At 39.2% G+C, this 13893-nt stretch carries 15 protein-coding genes and 1 tRNA gene; 8 read left to right on the top strand and 8 right to left on the bottom strand.

Features of this window, described 5'->3' with window-relative positions; all coding sequences use genetic code 11:
* The first annotated feature begins 24 nt into the window (after positions 1–24).
* Complete coding sequence (locus H6793_02675; GenBank protein ID USN95216.1) at positions 25–642, top strand: sortase; 618 nt, start codon at positions 25–27, stop codon at positions 640–642.
* Positions 635–1894: a glycosyltransferase family 2 protein gene (locus tag H6793_02680; GenBank protein USN95217.1), complete on the top strand. Its 1260-nt coding sequence runs from the start codon at positions 635–637 to the stop codon at positions 1892–1894. Before H6793_02675 ends, H6793_02680 begins: the two co-directional genes overlap by 8 nt.
* A 3-nt stretch (positions 1895–1897) precedes the next feature.
* On the opposite strand, the gene H6793_02685 is transcribed toward H6793_02680, so the two are convergent.
* The gene (locus H6793_02685; protein ID USN95218.1) at positions 1898–3418 is read right to left on the bottom strand and encodes a UDP-N-acetylglucosamine 1-carboxyvinyltransferase; all 1521 of its coding nucleotides are present in this window, start codon (positions 3416–3418) and stop codon (positions 1898–1900) included.
* A gap of 133 nt (positions 3419–3551) precedes the next feature.
* Between H6793_02685 and H6793_02690 the strand changes: the two genes are divergently transcribed.
* On the top strand, positions 3552–4829 hold the full coding sequence (locus H6793_02690; GenBank protein USN95219.1) for a serine hydroxymethyltransferase: 1278 nt from the start codon (positions 3552–3554) through the stop codon (positions 4827–4829).
* Here the strand turns inward: H6793_02690 and murB are convergent, their stop codons facing one another.
* Positions 4830–5858, bottom strand: coding sequence for a UDP-N-acetylmuramate dehydrogenase (murB, locus tag H6793_02695; protein USN95220.1), 1029 nt, complete (start codon positions 5856–5858; stop codon positions 4830–4832).
* Positions 5859–5921: 63 nt separating this feature from the next.
* Here murB and H6793_02700 point away from each other — a divergent pair, with 63 nt between their 5' ends.
* The 3 genes from H6793_02700 (at position 5922) to H6793_02710 (ending at position 7088) form a co-directional block, all read left to right on the top strand.
* On the top strand, positions 5922–6488 hold the full coding sequence (locus tag H6793_02700) for a helix-turn-helix transcriptional regulator (GenBank protein ID USN95221.1): 567 nt from the start codon (positions 5922–5924) through the stop codon (positions 6486–6488).
* Between the two features lie 75 nt (positions 6489–6563).
* Positions 6564–6640, top strand: a tRNA-Arg gene (locus tag H6793_02705).
* Positions 6641–6734: 94 nt separating this feature from the next.
* Entirely contained in the window at positions 6735–7088 is a 354-nt protein-coding gene (locus H6793_02710; protein USN95222.1) for a hypothetical protein, read from the top strand.
* Between the two features lie 215 nt (positions 7089–7303).
* On the opposite strand, the gene H6793_02715 is transcribed toward H6793_02710, so the two are convergent.
* The 5 genes from H6793_02715 to H6793_02735 are packed head-to-tail and all read right to left on the bottom strand — an operon-like array spanning position 7304 to position 10528.
* Positions 7304–7642, bottom strand: coding sequence for a hypothetical protein (locus tag H6793_02715; protein USN95223.1), 339 nt, complete (start codon positions 7640–7642; stop codon positions 7304–7306).
* A 45-nt stretch (positions 7643–7687) separates the two neighbouring features.
* On the bottom strand, positions 7688–8056 hold the full coding sequence (locus tag H6793_02720; GenBank protein USN95224.1) for a hypothetical protein: 369 nt from the start codon (positions 8054–8056) through the stop codon (positions 7688–7690).
* Between the two features lie 3 nt (positions 8057–8059).
* Positions 8060–9487, bottom strand: coding sequence for a hypothetical protein (locus H6793_02725; protein USN95225.1), 1428 nt, complete (start codon positions 9485–9487; stop codon positions 8060–8062).
* Positions 9480–10139, bottom strand: a complete 660-nt coding sequence (locus H6793_02730; protein USN95226.1) for a prepilin-type N-terminal cleavage/methylation domain-containing protein — start codon at positions 10137–10139, stop codon at positions 9480–9482. Before H6793_02730 ends, H6793_02725 begins: the two co-directional genes overlap by 8 nt.
* Positions 10136–10528, bottom strand: a complete 393-nt coding sequence (locus H6793_02735) for a prepilin-type N-terminal cleavage/methylation domain-containing protein (protein USN95227.1) — start codon at positions 10526–10528, stop codon at positions 10136–10138. The genes H6793_02730 and H6793_02735 overlap by 4 nt, the downstream gene beginning before the upstream one ends.
* A gap of 110 nt (positions 10529–10638) precedes the next feature.
* On the opposite strand from H6793_02735, the gene H6793_02740 reads away from it, so the two are divergent.
* Both H6793_02740 and H6793_02745 read left to right on the top strand, forming a co-directional pair.
* Positions 10639–11877 carry an Ig-like domain-containing protein gene (locus H6793_02740; GenBank protein USN95228.1) on the top strand — a complete coding sequence of 413 codons (1239 nt, stop codon included), beginning with the start codon at positions 10639–10641 and terminating at the stop codon, positions 11875–11877.
* A gap of 13 nt (positions 11878–11890) precedes the next feature.
* Positions 11891–12961, top strand: coding sequence for a hypothetical protein (locus H6793_02745; GenBank protein USN95229.1), 1071 nt, complete (start codon positions 11891–11893; stop codon positions 12959–12961).
* 73 nt (positions 12962–13034) lie between these two features.
* Here H6793_02745 and H6793_02750 read toward each other — a convergent pair whose 3' ends face one another.
* Positions 13035–13760, bottom strand: coding sequence for a histidine phosphatase family protein (locus H6793_02750; GenBank protein USN95230.1), 726 nt, complete (start codon positions 13758–13760; stop codon positions 13035–13037).
* Positions 13761–13893 lie beyond the last annotated feature (133 nt).

Below are 13893 nucleotides of genomic sequence, written 5' to 3' on the forward strand. Positions count from 1 at the left end.
GTTAATGCGCTACCCTTTAGTTTTATGAAGAATAAGTTACGTATTTTAATTGCGATATTTGGACTGTTCTTACTTCTTGTTGGGTCGTGGATACTAATGAAGGGTAGCTACGTGGATGAGGAATATAAGTATATACCTACCCAGGCTGAAGCACTCAGACAGGATAGTGGAAGTTCGGTAAATAAGACGCAAGCCACACCCAGTAATTCGCCCAATTCCAATTTGTCTGGCTATCCAGTCCGTATTGTGTTGCCGGATGTGAATATTGATATTGGGGTCGCAAAAGGCTATTACAATAGCTCTACAAAGAAATGGACTATTAGTCGGGACAAAGCTTATTATGCTGTGATGACTAAACGACCAAATACTGAAGGTGGAAACACCTTTATTTATGGACATAATAGATCAAATGTTTTTTCAAGGTTGCTGAAGATAAAATCTGGAAGCATAGCTACCATAACAACAGACAATAACAAGAAGTTTGTTTATCAACTAGAACGTTCTTATACCACAAATCCAAACGACAGCGGAATTCTTAATTACGAAGGCGACCCCATACTAACCCTACAAACCTGCTCTGGAGCAAATTTTCAACATCGAACATTATATATTTTTAAACTTATTAAGGTAAAAAATGCTTAAAGATGTATTATTTTACACGTTTGCTTTCATAGCAATTCTGAATACAATTCATTTTGGGTTATATATAGCTGGTGCAAATTTTTACGATATTCGTGAGGCGTTACGAAAGAAAAAGCCACATAAAAAGCAAAGAGGATTAAGGCCATTACTAACCTTAGTGATTCCAGCTCATAATGAGGAGGCAGGAATAGTAAGGACTCTAGAATCAGTTCGAAAAAATACGTACCGTAAGTTACAAATTTTGGTTGTCGACGATGCGTCTACCGACAATACACGTGGCTTGGTTTGGCGATACATAAATGAACACCCACATATGAATATTCAGCTAGTCTGTATGAAAAAAAATGTCGGTAAGGGAGAGGCTATGAATTATGCCTTACGACATTTTGCGAAAGGTGATTTATTAATGACTCTCGATGCTGATTCTTTGTTGGCTCGCCGGTCAATTAATAATGCCGTTAAGCATTTTGATGATCCAAACATTGTCGGTTTGGCTGCTAATGTCAGGGTGCTTGATGACGGAAGTGTGTTGAGTTTAATACAAAAATTTGAACATATGATTGGTTATCGTTCAAAGAAGTTTTATACATTAACCAATAGTGAATTTATTATAGGTGGAGTGGCGTCAACTTATCGTATGAATGTAATTCGAGAATCAGGATATTATGATACAGATACACAAACCGAGGATATAGGTTTAAGTATGAAGTTAACATCAAAAGGAAATACTCAACAGAAAATTATCTATGGGTCTGACGTATTGGCATTAACTGAGGGCGTACAAAGCTACAAAGCTCTTTTTAAACAGCGTTATCGTTGGAAACTCGGCATGTTACAGAATCTATTAAAATATAAATCTATGGTTGGAAATCCTAGCTCAATGTATAGTAAAACATTAACATATTATAGGCTCCCTATGGCATTCACTAGCGAGATTATTTTATTAGTAGAACCTATTCTGTTAATTTATGTAATATATTTGAGCATTATTAATAAAAATCCATATGCATTGGTCGGAGCATATTTAACAATAACTTTATATATACTGTGGAGCCTCTGGCCTGATGAATATTTGTTGCGTAAAAGCAAGATTCGATTGAGTCTATATGCGCCATTTATGTATTTTATGTTTTATGTAATGAATGCCGTTCAGTTGGTTGCAGTTTTGCGATGTATTAAGAATTATAAAAAAGTGTTGAGAAAAGTTAAAACTGGTGGGGCATGGACATCGCCGGCTAGAGCAACAAATTAGTTATTAAAATTCATGCATGACAGATATCTTAGCGCCTAATGAATTAAATCGATCAGCTAGATCTTCATACCCGCGATTAATCGTATAGACATTACGCAACATACTTACTCCACTGCCAGCGAGCATTCCAATCAGAATAATGACTGCTGGTCGGATACCGCTAGGTGCTACCATGTCTGCTGGCTTGAATCGTGTTGGGCCATCTACGTACAGGCGATGTGGATCGGCAAGCTCCAATTTTACTCCAATTTTTTTCATTTCCGTGAACATTAATGCCCTATCTTCATACACCCAATCATGAATCAATGTTCTGCCATGCGCAACAGCAACTATTGGTACAAAGTAGGGTAGATGGTCGATGTTGAGGCCGGGGAACGGTCTGCCATAAATTTTTTCAGCTGGAGCAATCAATTTGCCATTATGTTTATGAATTGTAATATCGATTAAATCAGTCTGGTTGTTGTTTGCCTTATATATCTTAGATTTATCAAACTTGAGACCCATTTTTTCTAGCTTAAGAAGCTCTAGTTCGAGAAAATCAATCGGTACTCGTTTTATGGTGATTGACGAATTTGTAACAATTGAAGCCGTAATAAACGTCATTGCCTCAACAGGGTCTTCACTTGGATAATAGGTGACGTTTTTCTTGATATTTTTGATGCCACGAATTCTTAGAGTGCTTGTTCCTATGCCGTCTATTTTTACGCCCAAACGTCTCAAGAAAAAGCAGATATCTTGAACCATATAATTGGCGCTGGCCATTTTTATGATAGTTTCACCATCAAAACGAGAGGCTGCCATGAGGATGTTTTCTGTTGTGGTATCGCCAGATTCATACAATACTATTGGCTCTGTGGGTTGTTTTTTCTGCACAGTCACTTTATATACACCTGTCTTTGTGTCAACAGATACCCCAAACTCTTCAAGAGCGTATAAGTGGGGTAGAACAGTACGTTTGCCTAGCTCACAACCCCCTGCGTAAGGAATATCAAACCTCGTCATTAAATGCATTAATGGCCCCATTAACATAATTACGCTTCTGGTGCGTCGGGCCGCAGATTTATCAATATTGTCTATGTTAAGTTTTTCTGGAGGTTTGATCTCGATATCATTGCCAATCCAGCGCACAGCTACACCAATACTTCGTAAAACCTCTATAATTCTGTTAACTTCTTCAATGTGTGGCGCACTTTTAATGCGAGTCGTACCTTTGTTTAATAAGCTTGCACAAAGTAGGGCTACTGTAGCATTCTTAGAGCTTTTGACTGAAATTTCTCCATGTAGCTCATGACCACCCTCAACTCTTAAATTGATTGCACCACTTGAAATGTTTATCAAAGGCTTGTTAAGTACATCACTAATACGTGCCAAATAATCTAGGCTTAAGTTTTGGCCACCATGCTCAATGCGATTAACGGCAGATTGGCTAGTTTTTAGCTGTTTAGCAAACTCCGCTTGGGTTAAGCCTCGTTCTTGCCTTATTTGATAAATAAGCTTGCCGATTTTTTCGTTATTCGATTGCATGTGCGATAATTATATCATTATTGATGTTTAATCTAAATGTATTTTTTGGTTTTCGTTAATCTGTAAATACAGTACAATAAAGATATGATATAGCGCAAGTGGATTACTGAACAGAAATTAATTAGGAGATATTATGAAGGATAGTAAAGTTGCGCAGGCTATAAAAGATGAAGAAATCAGGCAGAGGACCGGTCTGGAGCTCATACCGTCAGAGAATTATGTTAGCAGAGATGTGCTGGATGCCTTAGGAAGTATATTTACGAATAAGTATTCTGAAGGTTATCCTGGTAAACGTTATTATGGTGGGCAAGAAAATACAGATATTGTTGAGCAACTAGCGATAGATCGAGCAAAAGATTTATTTAATTCTGATCATGCTAATGTTCAGCCACATAGTGGGGCCCCGGCTAATATCGCAGTTTATCAGGCATGGCTCGAGCCTGGCGACACGGTTATGGCTATGCGTTTAGATCACGGTGGCCACTTGACGCACGGCCATCCAATAACAAGTAGTTCAAAACTGTATAACTTCGTTAGATACGGAATAAAAGATATTGAAACTGGCGAGATTGATTATGAGGCGATGCGAGAAGTCGCGCTCCGGGAGAAGCCCAAAATTATTCTGGCTGGTTTTAGTGGATATCCTCGTAATTTAGATTACGCTAAATTTGCTGAAATAGGCAAAGAGGTGAACGCAATGCTAATGGCAGACATTGCTCATATTGCTGGATTAATCGCAGGTAAGGCCTTACCTAACCCATTTGACTTTGGATTTCATGTAATGACTAGCACGACACATAAAACTTTGCGAGGACCTCGAGGTGGCCTGATTTTAAGTCGGGGCAGGGTTGGTAATCCACTCAAGGCGCCAGAAAAAACTATTAAAAATCTACCAACACTGATTGATCGAGAGGTTTTTCCAGGATTTCAAGGTGGTCCCCACATGCATACGATTGCAGCAAAAGCTATCGCTTTTGGAGAAGCTCAACAAATAGAATTTCAGGAATATTCTAAACAAGTACTTTTAAATGCAAAAAGTTTAGCCAAAGAACTAATCAAACAAGGATTTAAACTAGTTACAAATGGTACAGACAATCATTTAATACAAATAGACATGATGACTAGCTATAAAATTGACGGGCGTGAAGCTCAAGATTTATTTGATTCTATTGGGCTAACTGCTAACTGCAATGCTATTCCTAACGATAAGCTACCACCTTATCGACCCAGTGGCTTGCGCATTGGAACACCAGCTATTACTACTCGTGGGTTAAAGGAGTCAGATATGGCGACAGTTGCTGAGTGGATGAAGCAAGCTATAGCCTCAAAAGATGACCCCAAGAGTTTATCTAATATTAAGCAAGAGGTTGCAGAATTCGCCATCCAGTTTCCATTACCTAGCGACAAATAGTTAGATTAGTTCTGGTTCTTGTTGAAGCTTAATGTTAAATTCGTGGTAAACGGCGTTCATAATCTTTTGCTTAAAGATTAGTAAATCATTGGTTGTTTTAGCTGTTTCGTTTACTAACACTAACGCTTGATTTTTCCATAATGCCATACCAGTTTCAAGGTCTTGGTGGCCTTTTTTATAGCCCGCTTGTTCGATTAACCAAGCAGAGGATAGTTTTATTCCACTGGCCATTTCCCAATGTGGTGCATCGGGGTATTTAGCTAAAATCTTTTGCGCTTGCGTTTTGTTTATGATTGGGTTAGCAAAGAAAGAACCATTATTGGCGATTTTATCTGGGTTGGGCAATTTACTCTCTCTAATGCTTATGATTGCCTTGCGAATATTTTTTGGAGTGTACGACGTTATCTTTTTGTCATTAAGATATTTTTGTAGGCTTTCGTAAAATGGGGGTTTTTGGTTTTGCTTATGAAGTTTACAAGTGATCGATACGATAACGTAACGACCTTTCTGTGATGACTTAAAACAACTGTCGCGATATGCAAATTCACATTGTTTGTTAGAGAGAGTTCTGAATAGATGTTGTTTTTTATCGTATACCCGAACCGAAACTAACGTATCCTTAAGCTCTGTACCGTACGCACCGATGTTTTGCACTGGACTTGCTCCAACCGTTCCTGGTATGAGAGATAAATTTTCCAGGCCACTATATCCTATTTCAACCGTCTTTCTGACAGAATCATCCCAATTCTCTCCTGCACCCATGGTAAAAAGAGCAGTGTTTGATCCGCCAATTTCTTGTACCTGCCATTGCCTTATTCTATTAACTATAACGAGACCACCAAATCCACTGTCGCGCCACACAATATTGCTACCGGCGCCGATTGTTATAGTATCTAGGATATGTTGTTCGGCCCAAGTAAGGGCTTCGGTTAGCTGATTAATGCTGTTTATTTGTACAAGGTAGCGCGCATCTCCGCCAAGACGCATAGAGCTAAAATTCTTAAGACTTACATTAGATTGAATATCCATACGGGTATATTATAGACGGTTTTGCTTGCATTTTGTACGATCAACAGCGTAACATAGTAGCGTATGGGAGAATCTACGCCTTATAAAGTTATTGGTCTGCGCCTTAAGAATCTGCGAGAACAAGCAAAAGAAAGTTTGCTAGAAGTTAGTGGTGCTGTTGAGGTCGACTTAGATCTACTCAAAGATATTGAGGCCGGAAAACGTTTACCAGATGAGGATGTGTTATTAATGTTGATTAATCACTTTAAAGTATCAGATCAAGAATCAATGAAGCTCTGGGAGTTGGCAGGATATGGAAAAGATGCTGACAAAGAACCATTGATTGATGAGCAACTCTTAAAACAGATAACTATGGTTATACCGATAGACAATAAAGTTGCTTTTACAGACTCTGCTAGAGTTAGCTCAAATATCAATGGCGTGACAATTGACTTTACTGTCATGGCAGGCAACACAAAACCACAAACAGTTTCAAGAGTGGGTATGAGTCTGGATCAGGCAATACAACTTTCAAAACTCATAGAAATGGCAGTAAAGGTAGCAAAACAGCCCAGAGCGCCACTACAATTACCACCTGGCGATAATAAACGCGAGCTTCATCAAAAAACAGATAAGAATAATCCTAAATAATCTGTTATAATATACATTGTTATTTTGCCATGTGCTAGATAACTTTAGGATTGCATTACGATTTTGCGCCAACTCGCACCGGTAGCTCAGCGGATTAGAGCACTTGTCTTCGGAACAAGGGGTCGGGGGTTCGAATCCCTCCCGGTGTACCACAACGAAATCTTTCAAGAAATGCCACCCTCTAGGGTGGTTTTTATGCTTTGATAAAACTTGAATCACACTTGGTCGTTCATTATACTGGCCAGTATGAGAAGAAAAAAATACCTAGAGATGGTGGTAATTCTGGTGGTATCCTTGGGGTTGTCGATTTTTCTATATCGGAGCGAAGTAAGCTACAACTCTAATCCATGCATTAGCCCTAGTGCTTGCGAAGAAACAATTCTAGGCACTAAGACAGAGAAATGGCTAGGCTTTCCGGCATATTATAAAATTCATGTAACATTTGTGCCAAACGAAGACACTAATCAAGGTTTTGAGAGCTTAGGAGGAGATACTCAATACAATATGATTTTAATCAATACTCTATTTTGGGCTTTTGCTATATACGGTAGTGCACAAATTGTATATTTCTTAGTTAAGAAAAATAAATCAAAGAAATAAGTTTGATAATTATTTCAAACTGTTGTTTTGTTTATTTAAGGCACAATATAGGGTTGAGTGCATAGCATACATTTGGTAGTTTTAAAAATTATGATCAATCAATTAAGAGTTTACCAAACTAAGCCAGATCTTAATCCATGGCATGGTATCAGCTTTCTTGATGATATAACATCATATGAACTGGGAGTATCAGACTCGAATATGTACTGAGATAATCATTGTAAAGGTGGATTCTCTGGAGGTTGTTGATTATTTGTGTGGTTTTCTCCTATTTGTGTTGGTGTATTTGACTGCTGTTGGTTTTGCGATAGAACATTTGATGCTGGGACTTGAGGCTGTGGTGCTGTTTGTGGGGTGGTAGTCTCATTGAACTGGGCTTTGACTTTCCTGTTCTTTTTCTTTTGCATAACAACTACAACAATAACGGCGATTAGAATACTTATTGTTCCTAGTATAGCTACTGATATAAGGGTGCTATTTGATTTTTGCTTAGTTGGAGGAGTATAAGGTATTGTTGTATCAATGGTATTGCTTGTTTGCGCTAATGTATCCATGTATCAAGAATAACATTCGTATATCATAAAGCTCAAGCGCAGAAACTATTCTTGGTCTTTGAGGTCTTGGACTTCTTTTGTGGTATCTATTAACTGTTTTACAGTATCATCGTTACTGGTCTTTTCTGCACCAGATCCACTCAATATAGACCTGGAAATAAATAAACCAATAATACTAACAATAAGTGATAGCACGATGTAAATTAATGTTTTTTTGGAAATGAAGTGTTTAATTTCTGGTTGTTGTTTCTCTTGCATCTTGGAGTCGAGTAACGCCATACTGGCAAGTGCCTGAGCGTATTTATCGTCCTTTTTGTTGTCATGAACGTTAGAAGTTTGCCCTAATGTACTGTTCTCGTTAATAGGAGCTGAAGAAGGGGTATCTGTTTTGTTGGTTGGGTAACTTGGCTCCATGATTTAATCCGGGAATGACTCTTGATAACTACTGATAGTCCAAGTTCGGTTTCCTGATGATAATTCAGTTCCAAAGGTGACGGTTCCAGCGCCGCTTAAGTCGATGGTTTGGCCAGCGGCTGCACCGATATTTCCACTACCGCCAATGGTAATTTTTCCCCAGTAAGATTGAAAAATCATGCCAGGCAAGTTAGCTGCACCACCTACTGAAACAGTTTGTAGGGTTTGACTATTCTTTAGATCGTTACCCGATAAGCTAGTACAGTTTGGGTTACAGCTAGCATTTGTCTTAAAACTAATAAAATGTGCTCCAGTACCCGAGGAGTTAGATATTATCTGCGCCGAACCACCTGTAGTTATGTTGCCATCAGTAATAATCATTGGTCGGGTTGTGCCAACTCCGTCGGCAATTCTTACCTTTGCGGCGCCATTGATTGTCAGGTTTCCAGTGATGTATACATTGCCATTAATGGTTACATCACAACTGCCTCCTATGGTTACGTTTCCTGTTAGCTCTAAATTAGCAGGCCAGGTTCGAGTGAACGGCCAATTTTTACAAACGTAAGTGTTGCTATTACCGGATCCTGTAGTTGTTACTGATGCAATTTGTCCCGCTCGGTCATAACTCGGTGGCTGTACTGGTGGTGCGGTACAGCCAGTTTTAAGGCCTTCACCGGTGCTTCCTGGCAAAATGTTTCCGCTAGGGTTTCCGCTAGGGTAATTATTACTAGTCTGGTTGGTTGCACAGACCGTTCCGTAGATAGCCGTACTCCAAGCTGTAGAGATTGGCTGACCAGAAGAACAAACCGTTGGATAGGTTGGTCCAGGGTTGTTTCCGGCAGGACAAGAATTATAGGCCACATTTACATTAACGGGTTGCGCATAAGTCCCAATTTTAGCAGATCCATTCATTGTTATGGTACCGTTAACGTAGACATCTGAGTTTGTGATATTTGCACTACCTCCAAGTATTAGCCCTCCTGGCCCAGAATGTACTGAATATCCGGTTGAGCTTGTCCCAACTATGGTTACTTTAACAATACGCGTTCCAATTGGGTTTGTTGTTTGATTGTAGCGATAAACTTTTCCTGTTGAAGTAATAATCTTAGCGTTAGTATCACCAGGATCGTCGGTCACCGTTGAGGTATAAACTCCTCGACCCTGGGTAGTGTTATTGAAGAAAACCTGTTCAGTTGTATCACCAGTAAAATTCTCATTTTGATTTAACTGAAGCATTGCTTGTTCTACTCCAGCTTCGGCTACCATCAAAGAGTTGGCGGTGTAAACTTTGTTGTTGCTGATGGTAAATTGACTAATAGATAGGCTAGCTATCGAAAATCCTATAATAATCAGAACGCCCGCAATAATCATAATACTAATGAGTAGCATTCCATTTTGGTTTTTGTTAAGGCTGTTTGCTTTCTTAATCATTTCTAAACACCATTCTTGTTGAATATTCTACTGATAGTGGTTGACCATAAGAAGTCTTTTGTAGTTTAACAAATAATTCGACAGACCGTGCTTCTGTGGGTGTCACTTCTGCGTTTTGGTCGTTATAGTATTTGACCTGGAATGTCTCAATATTACTTAACAATTTTCTGTCAGCGGGACATGTTTCGGTCGCCTGGGGTGGTGGGCAGGTAGTTTTTGTGGTATTTCCAGAAACGTCATTTGCTAAAGTGCGCTTATACAGAGTGCCGTTGTCTAGATAGTAAACATTGTTATCTTTTTCAGAAATATACAGTGCGGGGTCTGCAAAAATAATATCACCATTAGTATCTTCTACTGCTGTGGCTAAAATTAATGTATCAGAGTCTGAAAGCCAGCTTAGTTTATCATCAGGGGCTCCAGGTGCATTATCATCAGATATTCTGTTATTAAGATCGGCATTGCCCGATAGCCTTATATCATTGTTAATAACATCTAAACCTGCTTGAGCTTCGTTGAGCAGATCCGTTCTTACTTCAGTCTTAGCATATTGAACCAAGCTGTTCATAGCAAAAGTCAACACTACTCCCATAAGTAAGGCTGTCAGGCCGATCGTTATCATAAGCTCTACCAAGGTAAATCCGTTATCTTTCATTGCGCGATTCCGATTACTCCTATTAATGAGCTTAAGTTTACATTTTTAGTTTGTCCTTCATAACTATATGTAACGGTTACGTCGACTCTTTTTAGTCCCGGTGAAGGCTCAGTAACGGCTACACTTCCTGTGCTTCCGGTTGGCAGATCAACTAGCTGGTCACTAAAGTCAATGTTTTGACCAGCGGTTAAATTGTTATAGTTAATATTGCGTAATGATTCGATTTCTTTTTGCGCTGACCTAGTCGCACTTTCTAAATAGGCTGTTTTGACTTGTATACGCTGAATGCTGATGAAAATACTACTAAGCCCCATAAATACAATACCGATGACTACTATTGTCACTAAAAGCTCGGGTAGTGTAAAGCCATGTAAGTTTGCGCGAATCATGCTTAAGGTATAGTATAGGGCAAATATTTGAAAATTCAGAAAAAAACAAATATTGACAAATGAATATAAGCATATAAACTATGAAATAAGGTAAGATAAAGTTATCAAAGATGTATATAAAAATACTTAAATCAACAAAATTACAGATGATAGTACTACTCACGGCTCTTCTTTTGTCGGTGTCGCTAGTTTTATCATTACACAAGGCACAGGCAGCAACGGAGTGCTCAGACGAATCTTTAGGTAAAGTTACCCAACAATATACCGTACCATCAGGACAAGAGGGAGAGTATAAGCTTTGGGTTAGGATGAGTGCTGAAACAGCAGGAAACGATTCAGTATGGTTTAAAAATGACGACGGTGGCTGTGTTGCCATCGGGGACGTTAATGTGCCCGTGGGGTCATGGAAGTGGGTCGACTATCATAGCGGAAATGAAAGTTATAAAACAGTAGGCGTTAACCTTTCTGCACGAACCTATACTATGAGTTTGATAGGAAGGGAAAGTGGGGTCAAGGTAGATAAAGTACTGTTCGTAAAAGACACCGGATGTGTGCCTACAGATGCGCAAGGAAATCCTTGTTTAACGGTTATTGATACTACTCCACCACAAGTGTCGGTATCTGCACCCACATCACCATTAAGCGGAACCAAGCAATTAACTGCTCAGGCAAGTGATAATGACGCTATTAAGAGTGTTACATTTCTACTCAACGGAAGTCCACTTACTCCAGCAGATAGCATGTCGCCGTATACCTACGACTTAGACACTACTAAATATACAAATGGAACATATAAACTCACTGCGATGGCCGAAGATGTATCTGGAAATAAAAGAACAAGCACTGAAATCAGCATAACAATAAATAATGTTATACCAGATACTACAAAACCGAATGTTAGTATTACCAATCCACCAAACTCGAGTACTCCAATTCCCGAAGGATCATTTACCTTCTCAGCAAATGCATCCGATAATATAGCGATACAAAGAGTTGTATTCAAACTAGATGGACAAGAAATTGGCTCAGACAATTCTTCGCCATATTCCGCTACGACAACTGTAACTAAAGGTACCCATACATTAGAAGTAACGGCTGTGGATACATCCAACCTGGAGGCAAAACAAACCATGAGCTTCACAGTAACTGCGCCATCTTCTGGAGGTAAGGCATGTGACTTTGATTCAAGTGGTACAGTTGACTTGCCGGATCTGGCTAGATTGCTGGCAAATTGGAAGAAGTCAGTTACGAGCGGAAAGGATGGAGATTGCAATGGCGCGAATGGGCAACCCGATGGCATGGTAGGCATTGAAGATCTAGGTAAGTTATTAGCATTATGGAAGAAATAATATGAAAAATAATATGAAGAATATAAAGAATAGCACAAAACAAACTCACGGACGTCACTATCGCTCGTTTAAATTAACACCAATGAAACTAAGCTTTATTGTATTGATTAGTGCGTTTATGGCTTGGATTGTGTTTGCTACTTATGCAGCGACTGGCGATTTTAACCTATCTACGAACACTAAGACCGTTACACAAGGCTCTGATGTTTATGTAACTTTGTCATCAACTACTGATTCAGGTGTGACAGTTGCTCATGCAGTTGTGAACTATGACAGCACCAAGTTGTCTTATGGAGGTGCAGATTACACGGGATCTCCAATAAGTAATGATGTTCCTGAATCAACTTCTAGCCCAGGTTCAGTTACAATAAGTAGATATAATGTAGCCAATTATCCGAAAGGCACGGTATTTATTGCAAAGCTCAGGTTTACAGCAAAAACTAGTGGAGGGAATACAAATATTAGTGTATTGGCCAGTCCATCTTCAAAATTATTCACAGAAGCATCAAATGGTGATGTGGTGTCTGTGGGCGCAAAAACGCTAACATTATCACTAGTTCCACCTCAAGTTCCTGCGTCACCCACTCAGCCAACGGTATCTCCGAACCCAGCCACCCCCACACAACAACCGGTACAGAGCGTTACCAGGCCTACGCCTACTCAAACTCCAGCACCAACCACCCCACCGCAAAGTTCTAATACTACGACTCTAGTTCCTGATGCGACAACACCAGCGCCAGAAGTATATTATCCGCAAACAAGTATACCTAAGCCAGGGACGTCTTATGTATCTACAAAGCCATCTCTTTTTGCCAGATTGTCCAAGTTATTAAAGGTAATTATTCCGATTGTTGTAATTTCGGGAATTACGGGAGGCGCTGTTTGGTTTGTTATGTCGAGAACGAATCATAATTCCATGCATGGTTTCACGGGTGCAATGCACTCATCGCCTACGCCCGGTACAGTGACTTCTGTAACCCCTCCCTCAAATAACGGTTCATCTCCAAATAATTACGTTAATAAACCTAGCGTTGGCTCAAACAACATTAATGATAATACACCCAAGACATTTTCTGGCCTTTAATATTGCTGATATTGTAAAAATATAACAAATATTTCTCGATGACATTATAGTGAAGCCCTTTTTGATAGCTAACCTAACTGTGAAGTTTCCTCAACTCTGAGTCTGAGCTTTTCCAGGGTGTAGTAGTTTGTATCCATAACAACTCAGTCGATTCGACTTTTCTTGTATGTGGATTAACATTTGTACAATAAGTAATTTGGCTATTTTCAATTTTTTCGGTGTCCACGCTTTCTATATTTTCAACCGATGTGATCATTAAAGGCAGATAGGATGACCAAATCAAGTCACGATGTGTCATAAATATAGCTGAATTTGCATCACTTTCCATAAAACTATTTATCAATTCCCCAATACGCATTGAAACTCGTAGCAATGATTCACCATTTGGTGGGCGCCAATAGTATGGATGTTCTTTCATTTCTGTGAAACTGTTTGGATATTCTGCTTGATGTTCTGCTCTTGTCATTCCTTGAATCAAGCCCCTATCTCTCTCAAGTAGTTTAGGTTCTTCTATCCATGGTTTATTAAGTGAGAGCGATTCTGTAGATTGAATTGTGCGTATTAGTGGTGATGTCATTTGCCAATCAAAACACTCAATATTGTTTCTTTGTAGGATATGTTTTAAAATCCACCTACCCGTAATTAAAGATTGGCGATGCCCTAGTTCTGTTTGCTCCTCATCTCTAGGGTGTTTTTTCAGGACATTTCTTGTGGGTTGGTCCATCTTTGATCTTCTAACATCGCCTTCGCTTTCTCCATGCCTAACAAGTACTAGATGTTTTGGTCGGATATTATTCACTTGAAGTATTATACACAAGTATCGTACCCGTTAAGTTATATTTTCTTGAAACAAAAATATACAAGTTGGTGGTAATTAGAATTTCTTTTACTGGTTTAATATATTTAGGGTAGTTCTTAGTATGTGGTGTGGA

Source organism: Candidatus Nomurabacteria bacterium (assembly GCA_023898625.1).
In the GTDB taxonomy this organism is placed as follows: Bacteria; Patescibacteriota; Saccharimonadia; order Saccharimonadales; family JAGQNJ01; genus HK-STAS-PATE-36.